This window comes from Pseudomonas muyukensis, assembly GCF_019139535.1.
In the GTDB taxonomy this organism is placed as follows: domain Bacteria; phylum Pseudomonadota; class Gammaproteobacteria; order Pseudomonadales; family Pseudomonadaceae; genus Aquipseudomonas; species Aquipseudomonas muyukensis.
Map to the genome: position 1 here is coordinate 3,528,891 of NZ_CP077073.1, position 16,960 is coordinate 3,545,850.

Consider the following 16,960-nt stretch of genomic DNA (forward strand, 5'->3'; position numbering starts at 1 on the left):
CCAATGCGCAGCTACGCCCGAAAGGCGCGATAGCGACAGGATGTTGGTTTAGACTGCGCGCCATTTCCCAGGACAGCGACCATGGCGACGATCATCGGCCCTCGTGCAACCCTCTGCGGCCTGGCCGCGATCCTGCTGTGGAGCACGGCCTCGGCGCTGATCCGCAGCGTCAGCCAGTATTTCGGCGCCATTGGTGGCGCCGCCCTGATCTACAGCCTGGGCGCCGGGCTGCTGGTGCTGTTGCTGGGCAAGCCGCGGCTGCGCAAGGCCTCGCCCGGCTACCTGCTAGGCGGCTCGGCGTTGTTCGTGGCGTATGAGGTGTGCCTGTCGCTGGCCCTGGGCTACGCGCTGGACAGCCACCAGGCGATCCAGCTGATGGTGGTCAACTACCTGTGGCCGAGCCTGACCGTGGTGCTGGCCATCGTGATGAACCGCCAGCGCACGCGCTGGTACATCGTGCCGGGCACGGCCATGGCCCTGCTGGGCATTCTCTGGGTGGTCAGCGGTGAGGGGCTGTCGCTGCAGGGTGTGCTCGCCAATATTCGCTCCAACCCACTGGGCTACAGCCTGGCGACCACCTGCGCGATCACCTTCGCCCTGTACTGCAACGTGACCCGGCGTTATGCCGACGGGCAGAACCATGTGGTGCTGTTCTTCCTGCTGACCGCCGCGGTGCTGTGGCTGAAGTATGCCTTCAGCCAGGAAGTACTGCCGGCATTGCGCTGGGACGCGGGCCTGGAGTTGCTGGGGGCCGGCCTGGCCATGGCCGGCGGCTACGCGTTGTGGAACATCGGTATCCTGCGCGGCAACCTCACCCTGCTGGCCACTGCCTCGTATTTTGCCCCGGTGCTGTCGTCCGGGTTCGCCGCCCTGTGGCTGGGGGCGCACCTGGCGCTGCAGTTCTGGCAAGGGGCGGCGCTGGTTACCGCCGGATCGTTGTTGTGCTGGCAGGCGACCCGCGCGCCCCGCCAGCGCCGTGCTTCGTAGCCACCGGCGGGACCTGCGCCGTCATGGCTGCTGATACTGGCTCAGGTACTTGTCCAGCACTGCCTTGTCGCCCTCCCCGGCCACCTGCCACAGGCGCCGCTCGATACCCTGGGCCAGCAGATGCCCCACCGCCGCCTCGATCGCCGACAGCACGCACAACTGCGCCGGCTCGTTGGTGGTGTAGCCCACCTCGGCCTCGAGCAGCTTCTTGAATTCGATGAACTTGAACACCCCGGCGCTGCGCCCCACCGAGTAGATGGTCTTGCTGGTCATGACGTTGGCCAGCACCTGCCCGGTGCGCACATCCACTGCCCGCAGGTTGACCGTGACCTGGTCGACCCGGTACTCGCGGGACAGGTCGATGCCCAGGTAGCGCGCGCCCTCGCCGCCGCTGCGCACATTGGTGTCGTAGGCGATGATGCCGCCCTCGAGCATCAGGTTGGCGGCCTGCAGCGGCGGCAGCTCGCCCTGGATATTCTCGGCCACGTCGGGCTTTTTCTGCGAGGCGCGGATGATCTTGCGCTCGGTCAGCAGGTTCTGCAGGCCTTCGCGCTCCAGCACCACGAACCAGCCACTGGCATTGAGCGCGTCCATCAGCATGCTGGCCGCGCCCTGGGTGACGCTGGTGGAAAACGAGCTGGCCGGGGTCGGCTTGTACTGCCCGGTCTGGTCGCGGAAGCCATACACCACCGCCATCAACCGCCCCCGCGGCCTGGGCATGTTGATCAGGTCGTAGTAGGTCGAGGCGCGCGGCGTCAGGGTCGGGGTCTGGCTGTCCTGTTCGGCCGGCATCGGCTCGCGCAGGCCGCAGCCTTGCAGGGCGGTGAGGATCAGCAGTGTGCTCAGCAGACGTTTCATGGTGTTCTCTCCCCTTGGAAATGGCCGTCCCTCTCAGGGGTTCAGGCCGCTCACGTCGATGATCGAGACTTGCCCGGTGGCGCGGTCGGTGACCCGGATGCTCAAGGCACCGGAGTCGTCGATCACATCGATGAGAAAGGCATCGGTGGCCATGCTGCCGCCCTGGCCGTTGCCAATGTTGTCCAGCAGTTGCCCCAGCAGCCGCGATTCGAGCTGGTTGCTGAAGCGCTCCAGGGCGCTGGTAGTGGCGAACGCCGAGCTACGGTCCTTGAGGTCCGGGTCGTCATGATCGTTCTGCGCCTGGGCGTTGTTCAGCAGCCAGGTGCCGTTGAGCGGGTTGCCGCCGAAGGCCGGGTTGACCGGGGTGTACACCAGCTCCGTGGCCAGGGCCTGGCAACCGAGGCCGGCGGCCAGCAGGCAGGCGGCGACTCGCAGGGGTATGTGGTGGCTCATAGCTCGTCCCTCTCCAGATCGGTTGTGTCCTGCAGCAGCCGTTGCAACTTGCGCTGGATAATCTGCTGGCGGACCAGGTCGGCGGCCTCGACGGCCTCGTCATTGAGTTGCGTGGTGTTTGGCGGCAGGAAGCGCCGGTACACCACCTCGCGTTCGTACTCCACCGTCACCAGGCTGCCCCAGCGGGCATCCGGGCGCTCGCGCACCACCAGGTTGAAGTCGAGCCGGCTGGTGGCGCGCAGCCGGTCGCTGAAGGCGTAGTAGAAGTCGTGGCCGATGTGCGAGATGGTGTTGTCGACGATGAACCCCATCATCTCGTCCTCGTCGCCGGCGTAAACCTGTGCCTGTGCCAGGGCCAGGCACAGGCAGGCCATGGCCGCCAGGCGCTTCATGGCGCATCTCCTGCGCCTGCATGGCTGCGGGCGCCGCTGGCGCTCTCGGCGAATGCCTGCTCGGCCACGAACTGCCAGTCGCTGTAGCGCTGCAGGCCTTCGAACGCGCTCCACTGGGCGTCGAAGCCGCTGCGCTTGAGCGGCGCGGCGTCGGAGCGGCTGTACACGCCGGTGATGCGGCCATCGACCGCGCGCAGCAGGCCCCAGTCATCACTGCCGGTGACCGGGTCGGGGTACAGCCGACGCAGGTGCCGTTGCGGCGACGGGAAGCGGTTGTCCTCGAGCAGTTCGGCCAGCGCCTGCGGGTACTGGGCCAGCCCCGGGGAGGCGCGATAGAAGCTGCGCAGCGCCTGGGCGTACTGGCCGCCGATCCACAGCAGCTGGCGCTCGTGCTCGCGCTGCACGCAGGTGCTCCACAGGGTGCCGCTGGCGGCCAGGGCCACGCTGCTGACCGCGATCAGCAACAGCACCCCCAGGTAGGTGAAGCCACGTTCACCACTCGGCATAGAGGCTGCCATCACGCGCCCTCCCTGTAGCCCCGCTCTTGATGTCGGCGACGCCACCGGCCACGCCCTCGGGCGGCGGTACCAGCTGCCAGGCGTCGCGGCGCTCGCTGATCGGGTCCAGCGGCGCGCTGCGCAGGTAGCGTTGCTCCACCAGTTGCTCGAGGGAATCGGGGTAGCGCCCGGTGTCGCCGTAGTAATGGTCCAGGGCCTCGCGCAGCACCGCCAGGCTCTGGCGCAGGGTGGCCTCGCGGGAGGCCTCGAGGCTGTTGAAGTAGCGCGGCAGGGCGATGGTCATCAGGGTGGCGATGATGGCCATGACCACCAGCAGTTCGATGAGGGTGAAGCCCTTGCTCGGTTTCATCGCCGTCACCATTGCCCATAGGGGATGTTGTTGAGGCCCTTGCCCGGGGCCTGGGAGTACACGTCGAACACATCCTCGCCTTCGCGCGGGTTGTCCGCGGCGCTGTCGTAGGCGCGCAGGCCCCAGCCGCCCTGGTCGTCGGCCTTGGCCGCGCGCAGCGGGTCGTGGGGGATGCGCCGCAGGAAGTAGAACTTCGCGCCCTTGGCGCTGCGCACATCGCGCACGCCGTCCACCAGCACCTGCAGGTTCGGCGGGTAGCCGCTGGCGTTCAGGCGCTTTTCGATATAGCCGGCGTCGAAGGCGCGCTTGTAGGCGTCGATGGCGTCGCGGATCTGGTACAGCGCCTCGCGCAACTGCTGCTCCTTGCCCCGGCGCACCACTGTCTCGGTCAGCGGCGCGGCCATGCTGGCCAACAGCCCGAGCAGCGCCAGGGTCAGCACCACCTCGATCAGGCTGAAACCGCGCTGGGCGGGGTTCATGGCCGTGGGCTCCGCTCGCTGGGCACCACCGCCATCTGGCCCTGGACCACCGGTGCGGCGTCGGTTTCCGGGCTGGGCGCGTCGGTCGGCACGGCGCCGCTGGGCAGCGGCTGGGCCAGCTGGCGCACCTGCAGGCTCGATTCGGTGCCGGTGGCGAACTCCATGTCCGAGGGGCTCTGGTACGGCAGGTTGCGTACGATGCGCGGGGTGATCGCCAGGACCAGCTCGGACTTGCTGTTCTCGTCATGGTTGCTGCCGAACAGCCGGCCCAGGCCGGGGATGTCGCCAAGGCCGGGGATCTTGTTGCCGCTGCCGGTCTTGTCGTTGCGCACCAGGCCCGCCAGTACCTGGGTCTCGCCATCGTGCAGGCGCAGGCTGGTCTGGGCGTTGCGGGTGTCGACCTGCACCGGGATGGTGCCCTGGCGGGTCGGCTCCAGGGGCGTGGCGTTGCTCACTTCCAGCGCCACCTTGATCGCCACTTCGTTGTTCAGGTGCACGGTGGGCTGCACCTCGAGCTTCAGGCCGACGTCGAGGTAGGTGACGCTCTCGGTGATCACCGGCCCCTGGGTCGACGGTACCGAAGTGGCGCTGATGATCGGCACCCGCTGGCCAATGTGGATGCGCGCCTGCTCACGGTTGCTGACGCGGATCACCGGGCTGGCCAGGGTGTTGATGTCCTTGTCCTGGGCGTTGATCTTGGCCTGGGGCGCCGGGGCGATGGAGATGCGCCCGGAATTGATGCCGCGCAGCTGGTCGAGCACGCCCACCGGGGTGCCGTCGCTGTTGATCACGCCGAAGGTGTTCGGCCATTGCAGGCCGAGGTCGAGGATGCGCGAACGGGCCACCTCCATCACCTCCACCTCCAGCACCACCTCGGGGTTGGACTGGTCCTGGGACTGCAGCAGCTTCTCGGCCATGCGCACGGCGTCGGGGGTGTCGCGCATGGTCAGGGTGTTGAGGCGCTCGTCGACGAACACGTCGCGGGTCTTGAGCATGGTCTTGACCATGTTCAGCGCGGTATTGGCGTCGATGCTGGTCAGGTAGAAGGTGCGCATGACCAGTTCCTGGTAGTCCTTGGTCTTTTGCGGCGAGTCGGGGTAGATCAGCAAGGTGTTGTCGTTGACGATCTTCTGGTGCAGCTGGTTCTGCTCCAGCAGCAGGGCCACGGCGTCCTCGATGCGCACCTCGCGCACGAAGATGGTGGCTTTGATGTCCGGGCGCAGGTCCTTGTCGAAGATGAAGTTGATCCCGGCGACCTGGGCCAGCACCTCGAAAATGGTCTTCAGGTTGGCGTCGCGAAACTCCAGGGTCACCGGCCGCTCCAGCTTGCTGCGCAACTGCGGGAACGGCGTGGCGGTGCGCGCCTGGACGTTCTCGATGTCGCTGCGCAGGGTCTGGCCCTTCTGGTTCTGCGGGTCGAGGCGCAGCACTTCGCGCATGTAGCGCTCGGCGCCGAACAAGTCGCCCTGGCGCAGCGCCGCCTGGCCCAGGGCGACGCGCTCGTCGAGGGTGCGGATCAGCTCCAGTTGGCGGATGCCTTCCAGGGCTCGGCGGTTGTTCGGCTCCAGGGTCAGGACCCGGCCATAGCCCATGCGCGCGCCGGCGAAGTCGTGGCGGCCACGGTCGCTGTCGGCCTGGCCGAGCAAGGCCTCGACCGCGGTCTGCCGGCCGTGGGCCAGGGCGATGTTCAGCTCGGTGTTGCGCGGGTCATCGCGCAGGGCCTCTTCCAGGCGGGCGATGCCAGCTTCGTACTGGCCTTCCTTGATCAGGTCCTCGCTGTCCTCGCGCACGGCGCTGGAGCCGCAGGCGGCCAGCGCCGCGCACAGGGCCAGGAGCAGGAATGGAGCAGGCTTGCACGACTTCGAAGGCTTCATGGTGCGCTCCCGACAGACAAGGTCTGTGGCTGGTGCAGTGGCAGGTAGACCAGGCTCAGCTCGGTGGCCGAGACGCGGTCGAGGCGGTAGGTGTCGTCGATCACATCGCCCTGGCGCACGACGTAGAGCTTTTCGCCGCTCTGCAGGAAGATCTGCAGGTCGTCGCGCTCACCCATGCGGCCGATGAACTGGAACGGCAGCGCCGGGGCACTGGGGGCAACGGGCGTGGGTGCGCTGAGCACAGGTTGTTCGGTGACCGTGGCCAGGGTTTGCGGTGCGGTCCATTGCTGGCTGGGGAACAGGTCGCGTGAAGGGCTGGCGGCCTCATCGCCGGGCACGGCCGCTTGCACCTTGACGGACGTCGCGTGGGAGCGCGCTTGCCCCGCGATCGGGGCAACCGCCTCCACGCCGAACCAGTGCCCCGGCGCCCACGCCAGCACGGCGCTCAAGCCCAGGAAACCGCCCCACATCACCGCACGCTGAGTGTTCATCACGACCTCGACAGGTAAAGGGTCATGCGGACACGGCCGCTGAGTTCGCGGTCGCCGATACGCTTGCGTTGCAGCTCCAGGTCCTCGAGCACCAGGGTCGGCAGCTGGCCGCTCAAGCCCTTGAGGAAGCCGCGAATCTGCGGGTAGCTGCCACGCACCGGCAGGACGATCTGGTAGCGCGCCAGCTGTGTCCTGGGGTCGATGCCCAGGGCATATTCGCCGCGCGCCAGGCTGATGCGCTCGGCGCTGGCCAGGTGGTACAGGCGCTCGATCAGTTCGCTGGCCTCGGGTTGGCCGGGCAGTTGCTGGCGCAGCTCGTCCAGGGCCTGCTGCTCGGGCTTGGCCTGGACCTTCAGCTCGCCCCGCGCCAGGCGCTGAACCTGCACCGTGGCGTCGGCCTCGGCGGCGCGCAGCGCCCGCACGGCCTGCCACTGCGGCAGCACCGTGGCCAGGACGAAGCCCAGGGCCAGCAGGCCGACCAGCAGCGCGGCCAGCCCTGCCCGCCCCAGGCGCAGGACGGCTTCATGGAGCAACAGGCTAGGGACGCGCATGGCCGGTCTCCCAGGTGGCGGTGAGGTTGAAGCGCACCGGGTGCTCGGCCTGCCCGGCCAGCACTTCGTGGTTGAGCAAGGACACGTCCGAGAGCTGCTCGCTGCGCTCCAGGCGCTGGTGGTACTGCAGCATCGCCTCGAGGTTGCGGGCCTCGGCGCCGATCCGCAGCTGGCCCTTGCGCGCGTCGGGGGTGAGGCTGAGCAGCGCCACGTCTTCCTGGGGCATCGCCTCGAGCATGGCGAACAGCTGCTGCCAGGGCCGCTGCAGCTGCAACGAGACGCTGCGCATCTGGGCCAGGCGCTCGGCCTGCTGGCGAATCATCGCGCTGCTCTGTGGCGCGGCAGTGGCCGGGCGCCGGCCGAGCTTGAGTTCGAGCTGGTGCACGCGGCCTTCGAGGGCCACCTGCTCGCTCACCAGGTGCTGCTGGGCCAGTACCAGCACCGCCAGCGCGGCGCCGCCCAGGGCCAGCAGGGCCCAGGCTGCCGGGCCGCTGTGGCGGGGCTGGAATTCCAGGTCGAGGCGGCGCATCTCAGGCCACCGCCCGCCACATGGCGCACAGCGGGTCGGCCTCGGCGCCCGGCGGGCACAGCTGCACCGCGCCGATAGCCGAGTGCGTGCCACGGCCGGGGGCATGCAGGTACACCCGTGGTGGTTGCGCGCCGTACAGCTCGCAGGTGCGCTCGATCAGCGCCTGCAAGGCCTGGTCGTTGTCGGCGCAGCCTTGGGCCAGCACCTGCTGCCAGGCACCGCCGGCGGCCAGCAGCAACACGCTGCGGCGCGGTTCGGCGAGGACGAAGAGAAAATCGCCCGGCTGCAACTGCGCCGCGCAGCGGTTGTAGGCGGCCATCAGGTAGGGCTGCACCGAACGCAGCCTCAGCTGGTTGTCCCGACCCAGCGCCTGCAAGCCTTGCAGCAGGGCCTCGGGCAGCGCCGTGGCGATGCGCGCGGCACCCGCCGGCTCGGGCGAAAGCACGATGCGCCAGTCGTCCAGGGCCTGGCCGTAGAGGTGTTCGAAGCAGGCTCGGGCATAGGCCTGCAGTTCGCGCGGATGGCCGATGGCATCGCTCCAGGGCACCAGGCAGAAGCGGCTGTAGCGCGCCGAGAGCAGCACCTGCAGCTGCGCGCCGCGCACCGGCTGCTCGGCCAGCAGGCCGCCCAGGGCGGTCAACGCCGGGGCCCAGGCAGGCTGGGCGGCCTCGCAGGCAACCTCGCGGCTGCCCAGCCACAGGGGTTGATGAGCGTGCCAGCGACCCAGGCCGACACCCTCGGCGCCGAGCACGGCGCAGTATTTGTCAGGCGATAAATGTGACACGGTTGATCTCCTCCAAGGTGGTGCGGCCGGCGCGGACCAGGTCCAGGGCCGAGGCCCGCAGCAGGCGCAGGCCGCGCTGGCAGGCCAGCTGCTTGATCTGCCCGAGCGGGCGGCGTTCGACGATCATCTGCCGCAGGTCGTCGTCCAGGTGCAGCAGCTCGGCAATGGCGCAGCGCCCGCGGTAACCGCTGCCGCGGCACTGGCCGCAGCCCTGGGCGCGGACCAGCTGCCAGCCGCCGACCGCCTCGCGGCTAAGGCCCGAGGCTGCCAGCAGCTCGTCGTCCGCCTCGCAGGCCTGGGCGCAATGCGGGCAGGCCAGGCGTACCAGGCGCTGGGCCAGCACGGCGTTGAGCGCCGAGACGAAGCTGTAGGGGTCGACCTGCATCTGGCTGAAACGGCCGATTACGTCGAAGACGTTGTTGGCGTGGATGGTGGTGAACACCAGGTGCCCGGTGAGCGCCGATTGCACGGCGATCTGCGCGGTGTCCGGGTCGCGGATCTCGCCGACCAGGATCTTGTCCGGGTCATGGCGCAGGATCGAGCGCAGGCCACGGGCGAAGGTCAGGCCCTTCTTCTCGTTGACCGGGATCTGCAGCACGCCGGGCAGTTGGTACTCGACCGGGTCCTCGATGGTGATGATCTTGTCCACGCCATGGTTGATCTCGCTGAGCATGGCGTACAGGGTGGTGGTCTTGCCGCTGCCGGTGGGGCCGGTGACCAGGATCATGCCGTAGGGTTCGCCGGCCAGGCGACGCAGCGCGCGCAGGGTCTGCTCCTCGAAGCCCAGGGCCTGCAGCTGCACGCCGCTGACCTGGTCGCACAGCGCCTGCTTGTCGAGCACCCGCAGCACCGCGTCCTCGCCGAAGATGCTCGGCATGATCGATACGCGAAAGTCGATCTGACGCTCGCCGATGGCCACCTTGAACCGGCCGTCCTGGGGCACGCGCTTCTCGCCGATATCCAGCTCGGCCATCACCTTGATGCGCGAGATCACCTGTTCGGCAAAGGTGCTGCCGCTGGCCTTGCCGGCAGCGTTGAGCACGCCGTCGATGCGGTACTTGATCACCAGGCCCTGGCCGGTCATGCCCAGGTGGATATCGCTGGCGTGCTGCTTGAGGGCGTCGTAGAGGGTCGAGTTGACCAGCTTGACCACCCGGCTCTGGTCCTCACTGATGCTGGTCAGCGACAAGCGTTGCAGCGGGTCGGCCTCGGTGCTGGCCTCGCTGTCCTGGCCGAGGGCCTCGACGGCGTGGAAACTTTCTTCATGGCGGGCAAGGTAGGTGGCCAGGTCGGCGGCGTGGGCCAGGTACAGCGGCAGGCCTTGCAGGCAGTCGTCGATCCAGGCCAGGCGGGCACTGTCGAAGGGGTCGGCGAACACGCCGATCAGCGCGCCGTCGTGCTCGACCAAGGCGAATTCGCGCTTCAGGCATTGCGCCAGGCTGACCCGGTCAAAGGCCGGGACGCAGGCGAACAGGGCCTGGGTGGCGAGCATCGGGTAATGCAGGGTGACCGCCAGGCGCTGGGTGAAGGTGGCCGGGGTGTCGCCGCAGAGGCGCTCCAGGCAGGCCAGCAGGCGCGCTTCGCCGGCTTGCTGGCGGGCCTGGGCGATGAGGTCGCGGGGGTAGCCTCGCGCTGGGTCCAGTGGATCTGTATCGAGTGCCTGGGACATGGCCTGCGACTCCGCTCAGGGGCGGCGCCGCAGGCCAGGGGCCTTGGGCGCCGCTATTCCCCGGTGAGCAGTTGTTCGTCGTCAGGTTCGGCAGGCCTGCCACCGTTGCGTCGGCGGTCGGCCAGGACCCAGCTGCCATCGTACAACTGCAAGGGGAACGACTCGTTCCTGTTCTGGCGTCGCTCGACGAACCCCGCGGCGGGGTGGTCCGTGGCCCTGCGCTGGCGCTCGATGCCCATCAGGTCGAAGACGGCGCGGGCCAGTTCCATCAGCGGGAACGGCTTGAACAGGACATGGCTCACCCCAAGCTCGGCGGCCCGCTCACGAACCTCGGCGGTCGGGTGGGCGGTAATCAGCACGAAATGGCACTGCCTGTTCCTGCGCACGGCCTCCAGGACCTGAAACCCCTCCATGTCGGGCAAGCGGTAATCCAGCACGATCACGTCCGGTGCCAGGCTCGTGGCCAGTTCGATGCCAGCGGCACCGTCGTGGGCGAGATGGACCTGCAGGCCTTGCGCCTGCAAATACGCCTGCAGGTTCTGCGCAAGGGTCTGTTCGTCATCGACTACCAGTACTCTGTTCACCAAGGTCCACTCCCCTGAACTGCCCGGTTCCCCGGTCTGCGAAGTGCGGCCTTGTAGAGGCTTGAGCAGGCTTCGTGCCAGGCATGAAAAATCATCGCACACCGCTGTTAAGTCACTGATATTGCTTAAACTACTTTGCCGCTTTGGGCCGCGCGAGCGGGCGGTTCCCCACAACCGGGGAAGCTGATGGCACATTGCCCTGCGGCGATTCCCCAACACTGGGGAATCGCCTTGGCTAGCCCCTCAATCGGCGCGCTCCACTGTAGCCCAATCACGCAAACGTTGGCGCGCCGCTTGCCGCGCCTGGGCCTGCAATTGCGCGACAAGCGCATCCCTGGCCAGGCGCAGGCCGTGTTCAGTTGAGACAGAAGTATTATCACTTTGGTTCTGCTTTGCTTGCAGTGCTTGCCCATTGGCTTGATGGAAGGCGGCGATTTCGGCGGCGCTGGGCTCGGCGATGACGGTCAGCCGGGCATAGGCTTGCTGGGCGGCCAGTTCATGACGAGTGTAGTCCGCGAAGCCCGGGCGATCGAAGCCCGCCTCCTGCAGCCGCCGCTCGAACAGCGCCGGGCTGGCGAACGCCGCTTCCACTGCGGCCACCTGGGCCTGGACCTGCGCGTCGCTGATCTCGATGCCCTGGCGCCGCGCCTCCTGCCACAGCAGCTCCTTGTCGATCAGCTCATCCAGCGCCTGGTCGCGCAGGCGCTTGTACAGCGTGGGGTTGCGGATGCTGGTCAGCGCCCGGCCCTGGGCCTGGAGGTAGTCGCTGAAGTAGCGCTCCAGGCGCAGCACGCCGATTTCCACGCCGTTGACCCGCGCCACAGGCTGCTCGGCGTAGCTCAGCTGGGCGAACAGCAACAGGCAAAGCAACATTCTCATCAGCGCATCCTCGCTACCAACCTGTAGAAGCCAGCCTTGCCGGCGAACCCTGGGACGCCCCGCCCCCGCGCCAGATCCTGGATTCGTTCATGGCATCTGCGCCGCTGCACGATACGGCGCCACCTCGACAAACCGCGGCCCCGGCAAGCTGACCGCCACCACATGGGCACCTGCCAGGCCCTGGCGCCGCCCCGGGCCAAACCCCAGCAACGGGGTCAGCCCGGTGTCGACGTCATGCAACTGCTCCAGGGCCGCCAGCAACTGCTCGCGGCTGGCATCGCGGCCAACCTGCTGCAACGCCTCCGTCAGCAGCCGCCAGGCACACAAGGTGCTGACCTGCAACGAGGCCTGCCGGGCATCCAGCCCCTGGCGCCGCTGCATCCCGGCCAGGGCCGCCCTGCCCTGCGCGGTCCAGTCGCCGGGCACGAAGGGGTAAGCCAGGAACACCCGCTGCGACCACTGCGCCGGCAAACCTGGCACGGCACTGGCCACTTGCGCCGAGGCCGCGAACAGATAGGGGGTGCGCCCAACGGCCTGCAAGCGCCCGGCCAGCTCGGCGAAGGCCTGGGCTCGGCCCACAAAGACGATGCCCTCGCCCGCGGCCTGGGTGGCGACGGCCTCTTGCGGCGGCGGTGGCGACCACCCCAGCTGCTGCAGGCGCTGGCGCAAGGCCTCGGCGTCGGCGGCCTGGTCGGCTCCGGCATAGACGATCTGCAGGTTCTCCAGGCGCAAGGTTTCGCGGGCATGCAGCGCAACGCTGAGCAACTGTTCGGGCACGCTGGGCAAGGGGTCGAATACCAGGCTGGCGCCGCCTGTACGAGGCGTGCTGCCAATCAACGGCACGCCCGCGCGCTCCAGGGCCTGGGTCTGGAGCAGCGGCGCCACGGGCGCGACCAGCGCGAACACCTGTTGTTGCAACAGCGCCTGCAATGCCTGCTGGGTGCTGACCGGGTCGTATCCCGGATCCTGCACCACCAGTTGCACGCGCCGGCCATGCACGCCGCCCAGCCGGTTCAGTTGCTCGACACTATCCTCCAGCACTGCGCGCACCACCCGCCCAGCCTCAGCCAGCGGCCCCTGCTGCGGCAGCAGGGTGCCCAGGCGCAAGGTGTTCTCTTGCACGCCGGGATCGCGTTCCTCGCCCAGGCGCTTGAGGTAGGCCGTGAGGTTGCGCTGGTCGGCCAGGGTCAGCTCGAAGCGCGGCATCGCCGGGTCGAGGCGGTTGCCGGCAGGGTCGATGCCGCTACGGATGACGCGCGCCAGGCTGGCGTCGCTGTAGGCCGGGTAGCGCCGGCTATTGCTTTCGCGCTCGCCCTGGCCCAGCGCCAGGCGCTGCCAGTCCAGGCTCGGCGGGCGCACCCCGCCTTCGCTGCGGCCACGGCCATCGTTGCCGTGGCAACTGGCGCAAGGCAGCACGCTGGCCGGCACGCTGATGTCGCTGGCGCCGACCCGGGCGGTGAGTTGGGCGTCGCTGCTGGACAGGCCTTCGCGGTACAAGCGTTTGCCGGCTTGTTCGTTCGCGCTGAGGTCAAGGGCCACAGCGGGGCCCTGGGACGCCAGGCAGTAGATAAGAGCCATCATCCATGAAAGCCCCAAGCGAAACCTTGGGGGAGCGGCCTTGCGTCGCGCAAGGGGCGCGCGGCGACTTCGGGATGTCAGCACAGACACATGAATCGCCGGGGCTGCGTCGCAGCCCTTTCGCGACGCAAGGCCGCTCCTACAGGCGTTGCGCCAGCGCTCGACAATGTGTTGCCACAGCGACCGGGCCATGGCTGCTATCGCCCGGCCAGGGGTTGGGCCAGCAGTTGCAAGCGCTGGGCAATGGCCGCAGGCGGCGCGTCTGGGCGGATCTTGCTCCAGCGCTTGCCCGCCACGTCGCCGGCGATCAGCTGGGTCGAGTGCTGTTCAGGGCTGGGCAGGAACTGCCCCAACCGCCCGAGCACCAGCTCGACGCTGGCCTTGTCGCCTGTGAGGAACAGCCAGTTCGGTCCATCCACCCCCTGCTGGCCGGCAAAGGCCTTGAGCACCTCGGGGCTGTCGTTGAGCGGGTCGCTGCTCACCGAGACGAAGGTCACCTGCGCCGCCAGCGCCGGCCCCATGGCCTCGCGCACCTCGCGCAGCTTGCGGGTGATCAGCGGGCAGGCATCGTTGCAGTGGGTGAAGATCACATTGAGCATCACCACCTTGTCCTTGAGCACATCGCTGTAGAAGCGCAGCGCGCGGCCGTTCTGGTCTTTGAGCACGGTATCGGTGAACCAGGCCTGCGCATCGCGGGTACCGCCGCCGCTGACCATCGGCTGCGGCGCAGGTTGCGCGGTCGGGGCGTGGCCCTCGTGGGCCAACGCCATCGAGGTGAAGATCCACAGGCAGGCCGCCAGCACCAGCCAGTCGAGGCTGCGCATGCGTGAAGTGTGGCTACTCATGGTTGAGCCTCCTGGCCGGCGATGGCCGTGCTCTTGGCATGCACCCGGCGGGCGCCGAGGCGGTTGATCTCGGTGACCAGCACGTTGGGGTCGGTGAAACCGTAAAAACGTGTCCAATGGCCACTGCGCCCGTCACCGACCAGGATCAGCGGCGGGTGCTCGCTGAGGTTGGCGCTGAAACTGCCCAGCCCCTTGAGGGTTTCGCTGATGGCGTAGGGCGAGCCGGTCAACCAGCTCCAGCCCGGCCCGTGCTGGAAGGCCCGGGCATACCCGGCCAGGCGCTTGGCATCGTCGCGCTGCGGGTCGATGCTGATCGACACCAGGCGGATCTCCTCCCCCACCCGACCGCCGAGCTGCTGCTGGACCTTGCTCATGATCGACGACACCACCGGGCACACCGTGGTGCAACTGGTGTAGATGAAGCCCATGACCACCAGGTGGTCGCCGACCAGGTCCTGTTCCAGGCGCACCGGCATGCCGTCCTGGTCAAGCAGCGGCACATCGGCGAAGCGCACGCTGGCCTTTTCCTGGCGGGCGGCGGGCGGCTCGGCGGGCTTGGCGCCGTGCTCATGGCCGGCATGGGCCAGGGCCAACGGGCTGGCCAGCAACAGGCTCAAGCCCAGCAGGGTGATGGCGGTGGGTCGATTCATCGCAGGCTCCTGGGTTCCCCTTGGGAAGCGGTAGGCGTCGCCGTGGCCGGCAGCACGCGCAGGCTGGTGTAGTTCTCTTCGGCGAAGGTGCGACCAAGGCTGGGCGACTGCACGTGCAGGTACCAGGCGCCGGCCTCGGCCAGCTCCAGCGCGGCCTGGTAGACCCCCTCGCCCATGTCCACCAGTTGCACGTTGCGCGGCAGCGACGAGGGCGCGAGGAAGTAGCGCAGGGTCAGGTCGCTCAGGCCGGTGCGCGGCTGCCCGTCCTCGCCGAGGATGCGCACCCGGGCCAGGTACGGGCTGTGCTGGCGCGCCAGCTGGTCGGCACCGATGAACTCGGCATGCACGCGCTTGTGCAGGCTGGACTGCGGCAGCGCCGCCACTTCGGTGCTGAAGCAATGGATGATCTGCGGCTGGTTGAGCAGGAACGCCACATCGAAGGTGCCGGCGGCCGGCAGTTTCACCGTCGAGCCATACACCCCCGGCGCCACCTCGCGCAGGCTGCGGTCGATGACCATGGCCGCGCGGGCCTGCTGGCCGCGGTTGTTGTAGCCGGACATCGGCGCGTTCATGCCTTCGGCGTAGAAGTAGGTGGTGTTGTCCACCGGGTTGACCACGAACACCGCGTTGTCGTCGCGCGACACGCTCACGCCCTGGGCCAGTGGCAGGTCGCCGGCCTGGCGCGGCGCCGCGGGCCCGGCCTCGAAGCCCTGGACGATCGGCTCACGGCCCTGGCCGAGGCTGGCCAGGTTGATCATGCTGACTTTCGCCGAGGCCAGGCCGCGCACGTAGGCATAGCCCTTGGTGAAGGTCAGCTGGTAGGGCTCGGCGGCCACCGGGATGCGGTGGAGCAACTGGTCGTTGCTGGCATCGATCACCAGGGCCTGGTTCTCCAGGGTGTTGAGCACCACGCCATAGCGCCCGTCGCGGCTGAAGCGCATCGGCCCCAGGCCCTGCTCGGCCTTGACCTTGTGGCGCAACTGGTGGCTGCGGGCGTCGATCACCCACACCACGCCCTCCTCGCCATCGACCACATACACCGCCTGGGACAACGGCGAATAGGCCACCGCCAACGGCTGGCGGCCGACCTCGAGGGTTTTCACCAGGCGCATCTGGGCGATGTCGATGACGCTCAAGGTGCCGGCGTCGCGGTTGCTGACGAAGGCGTACCGCGAGTCGGCGCTGAAGGCGATCTCGTGGTGGCCGGAGCCGGTGGCGAACGATTTGAGCGTGGTGCGGCTGGGCACATCGATCACCGTCACCCCGCCCTTGGCCGGATCGCTGCTGTTGTTGCCCACCCACAGCAGGCGCTGGTCAGGTTGCAGGGCCACCCGCAGCGGCTGTTCGCCGGCCTCCAGGGTGGCCACGCGGGTGAAGGTCTCGGTGTCTATCAACGCCACCTGGTTGCGTTCGGGCATGGACACGAACACCTGCTTGTCGTCGCCGGTGGCCACCCAGTCCATGGGCCGGCCGGGCAGGTCGATGCGCGCCAGGGTGCTGGTGACCCCGCCCACCGAAACCGTGGGGTCGATCACCGTGAGGCTGGCGTCCTTGTTCAGCACCAGCAGGAAGTAGCTGTTGAGGTCGAGCAAGGGTCGGGCGCCGATGCTGCTTTTGAGGAACAGCGCCACCCGTGCCTTGCAGCTGCTGTCGCGATCACCGAGCGGGGCCGCTTGCGCCGGGTCCAGCCAGGCACCGGGGGCCATGCCCGAGAGCGGCTGGCCGCTGGCCTGGTCGCTGAGCTTGAAGCGGATGCTGGCGAAGTCGCCCTCGCGCAGTTCGCTGCCGCTCAGGGGCCGCGCCTCGAACTCGACGGTCACCCCGTCGCGGCTGAGGCGATGCAGGGCCTGGGGATCGGCGGCCTCCTGCAACAGCTCGCGGGGGTCGCACCAGAGCTTTTCGTAGGCGATCCCCAGGCCGATCAGCGCGCTGCCCAGCAGCAGGCCCAGGTATACCGGGCGCAGCTTGCGGTTCATGCCGGCACGCGAGGGGTGGGGAGTTCGAGGGGGCTGAGCATGCTGCACCTCCACAGGTTCAAGGGGTCTCTGAAGGGGTGCAAGCAAGCGTTGTGCCATGAAATAAAGGCTTTTTAATCAATGGCTTGGATCTTGGGTGGTCGAGGATGCTGGGGGGGGTGACCCAAAGCCGGGGGGCGCAAGTGTTCGCCGAGAAAGTTGCAGCGCCTGGTAGATCGAGCGCCGCCCGCGCGGCGCATCGCGGATGAATCCGCTCCTACATTGGTTGCAACGTGGCCATGCCTGATAGGCCATGGTTGTCAGCCTTGTGCGCTCGACGCGTTTTTGCGTGGGCGTTGCCGCCGCCCCGCCTTTCTTGCGCCCTGCGCCAAGGCTGGCAACCATGGCCTGACAGGTTCGGTACGTTGCAACAGATGTAGGAGCGGATTCATCCGCGATGCGCCGCACGGGCGGCGCTCGGTTTCATAGGCGCTGCACTACTTTCGGCAAACACCTGGCGGCCTCCCCCAACGCC

At 68.4% G+C, this 16,960-nt stretch carries 19 protein-coding genes; 1 reads left to right on the forward strand and 18 read right to left on the reverse strand.

Going from position 1 to position 16,960, the window contains the following annotated elements; translation table 11 throughout:
* Window positions 1-81 precede the first annotated feature (81 nt).
* Entirely contained in the window at window positions 82-987 is a 906-nt protein-coding gene (gene yddG / locus KSS95_RS15770) for an aromatic amino acid DMT transporter YddG (RefSeq protein WP_302467651.1), read from the forward strand.
* A 21-nt stretch (window positions 988-1,008) separates the two neighbouring features.
* Here the strand turns inward: yddG and KSS95_RS15775 are convergent, their stop codons facing one another.
* From KSS95_RS15775 to KSS95_RS15860, 18 genes are all read right to left on the reverse strand, one after another.
* Entirely contained in the window at window positions 1,009-1,845 is an 837-nt protein-coding gene (locus KSS95_RS15775; RefSeq protein ID WP_217848007.1) for a CsgG/HfaB family protein, read from the reverse strand.
* A gap of 33 nt (window positions 1,846-1,878) precedes the next feature.
* Window positions 1,879-2,298 (reverse strand): curli assembly protein CsgF, encoded by a 420-nt coding sequence (locus KSS95_RS15780; RefSeq protein WP_217848008.1) that lies wholly within the window; start codon window positions 2,296-2,298, stop codon window positions 1,879-1,881.
* The gene (gene csgE, locus KSS95_RS15785) at window positions 2,295-2,690 is read right to left on the reverse strand and encodes a curli production assembly/transport protein CsgE (protein ID WP_217848009.1); all 396 of its coding nucleotides are present in this window, start codon (window positions 2,688-2,690) and stop codon (window positions 2,295-2,297) included. Before csgE ends, KSS95_RS15780 begins: the two co-directional genes overlap by 4 nt.
* On the reverse strand, window positions 2,687-3,208 hold the full coding sequence (locus KSS95_RS15790; RefSeq protein WP_217848010.1) for a type II secretion system protein: 522 nt from the start codon (window positions 3,206-3,208) through the stop codon (window positions 2,687-2,689). Before KSS95_RS15790 ends, csgE begins: the two co-directional genes overlap by 4 nt.
* Window positions 3,183-3,557: a type II secretion system protein gene (locus tag KSS95_RS15795; RefSeq protein WP_217848011.1), complete on the reverse strand. Its 375-nt coding sequence runs from the start codon at window positions 3,555-3,557 to the stop codon at window positions 3,183-3,185. The genes KSS95_RS15790 and KSS95_RS15795 overlap by 26 nt, the downstream gene beginning before the upstream one ends.
* A gap of 5 nt (window positions 3,558-3,562) precedes the next feature.
* Window positions 3,563-4,036 carry a type II secretion system protein gene (locus KSS95_RS15800; RefSeq protein ID WP_217848012.1) on the reverse strand — a complete coding sequence of 158 codons (474 nt, stop codon included), beginning with the start codon at window positions 4,034-4,036 and terminating at the stop codon, window positions 3,563-3,565.
* On the reverse strand, window positions 4,033-5,910 hold the full coding sequence (locus KSS95_RS15805) for a secretin GspD/PilQ domain-containing protein (RefSeq protein ID WP_217848013.1): 1,878 nt from the start codon (window positions 5,908-5,910) through the stop codon (window positions 4,033-4,035). The genes KSS95_RS15800 and KSS95_RS15805 overlap by 4 nt, the downstream gene beginning before the upstream one ends.
* A complete protein-coding gene (locus KSS95_RS15810) occupies window positions 5,907-6,401 on the reverse strand; it encodes a hypothetical protein (protein WP_217848014.1) in 495 nt (164 codons plus the stop codon). The genes KSS95_RS15805 and KSS95_RS15810 overlap by 4 nt, the downstream gene beginning before the upstream one ends.
* Window positions 6,401-6,952 (reverse strand): GspMb/PilO family protein, encoded by a 552-nt coding sequence (locus KSS95_RS15815; RefSeq protein WP_217848015.1) that lies wholly within the window; start codon window positions 6,950-6,952, stop codon window positions 6,401-6,403. Before KSS95_RS15815 ends, KSS95_RS15810 begins: the two co-directional genes overlap by 1 nt.
* The gene (locus KSS95_RS15820) at window positions 6,939-7,481 is read right to left on the reverse strand and encodes a PilN domain-containing protein (protein ID WP_217848016.1); all 543 of its coding nucleotides are present in this window, start codon (window positions 7,479-7,481) and stop codon (window positions 6,939-6,941) included. Before KSS95_RS15820 ends, KSS95_RS15815 begins: the two co-directional genes overlap by 14 nt.
* 1 nt (window position 7,482) lies before the next feature.
* On the reverse strand, window positions 7,483-8,265 hold the full coding sequence (locus tag KSS95_RS15825; RefSeq protein WP_217848017.1) for a hypothetical protein: 783 nt from the start codon (window positions 8,263-8,265) through the stop codon (window positions 7,483-7,485).
* Entirely contained in the window at window positions 8,246-9,934 is a 1,689-nt protein-coding gene (locus KSS95_RS15830) for a GspE/PulE family protein (RefSeq protein ID WP_217848018.1), read from the reverse strand. Before KSS95_RS15830 ends, KSS95_RS15825 begins: the two co-directional genes overlap by 20 nt.
* Window positions 9,935-9,987: 53 nt before the next feature.
* Window positions 9,988-10,521: a response regulator gene (locus KSS95_RS15835; protein ID WP_217848019.1), complete on the reverse strand. Its 534-nt coding sequence runs from the start codon at window positions 10,519-10,521 to the stop codon at window positions 9,988-9,990.
* A 240-nt stretch (window positions 10,522-10,761) separates the two neighbouring features.
* Entirely contained in the window at window positions 10,762-11,397 is a 636-nt protein-coding gene (locus tag KSS95_RS15840; RefSeq protein ID WP_217848020.1) for a SurA N-terminal domain-containing protein, read from the reverse strand.
* 87 nt (window positions 11,398-11,484) lie between these two features.
* Entirely contained in the window at window positions 11,485-12,975 is a 1,491-nt protein-coding gene (locus KSS95_RS15845; protein ID WP_217853999.1) for a cytochrome c/ABC transporter substrate-binding protein, read from the reverse strand.
* A 197-nt stretch (window positions 12,976-13,172) separates the two neighbouring features.
* Window positions 13,173-13,820, reverse strand: coding sequence for an SCO family protein (locus KSS95_RS15850; protein ID WP_217848021.1), 648 nt, complete (start codon window positions 13,818-13,820; stop codon window positions 13,173-13,175).
* Window positions 13,817-14,470, reverse strand: a complete 654-nt coding sequence (locus tag KSS95_RS15855; RefSeq protein WP_217848022.1) for an SCO family protein — start codon at window positions 14,468-14,470, stop codon at window positions 13,817-13,819. The genes KSS95_RS15850 and KSS95_RS15855 overlap by 4 nt, the downstream gene beginning before the upstream one ends.
* Entirely contained in the window at window positions 14,467-16,446 is a 1,980-nt protein-coding gene (locus tag KSS95_RS15860) for a YncE family protein (RefSeq protein ID WP_217848023.1), read from the reverse strand. The genes KSS95_RS15855 and KSS95_RS15860 overlap by 4 nt, the downstream gene beginning before the upstream one ends.
* Window positions 16,447-16,960: the final 514 nt, after the last annotated feature.